Annotated in this window: 1 protein-coding gene; it reads right to left on the reverse strand. The window is 38.1% G+C overall.

All coding sequences use genetic code 11. The features are described from left to right. A partial coding sequence (locus tag ZA07_RS00045; protein ID WP_157491996.1) for an NAD(P)/FAD-dependent oxidoreductase occupies window positions 1-266 on the reverse strand: 266 nt, incomplete at its 3' end. Window positions 267-407: the final 141 nt, after the last annotated feature.

Here is a 407-nt window from a genome sequence, read left to right on the forward strand (position 1 = left end):
TCCGAATAGGCGGGATTCAATTTTTCCAATTGGTAGTAAGCTGACGGAGTTTTACCAAAATCCTTAAAGAATCTTTCAAAAACCTCGGGCATCCAGTACCAAGTGGGGCCCATATCAAAAGTGACCCCTTGATGTTTATATTGTCTGGCCCTTCCTCCAATAGAGGAATTTTTTTCAAGGATGGTCACTTTATCTCCCCGCTTTGCCAAGTAGCATGCGGCAGCTAAAGAAGAAAATCCGGACCCTATGATATTTATAGTATTCATTTTGTTTAACAAATATAGTAAAAAGCTAAACAATAATACTAATACTGCATAGCTTTAACTAAATTTTGGATGGATTCATAGGTTTTAATGGACTTGGGAAGCGTTGTTAGATCGATACAATCGGTTTGCCTACCCAATATG

This window comes from Mangrovimonas sp. ST2L15, assembly GCF_001280515.1.
Classification (GTDB): domain Bacteria; phylum Bacteroidota; class Bacteroidia; order Flavobacteriales; family Flavobacteriaceae; genus Mangrovimonas; species Mangrovimonas futianensis.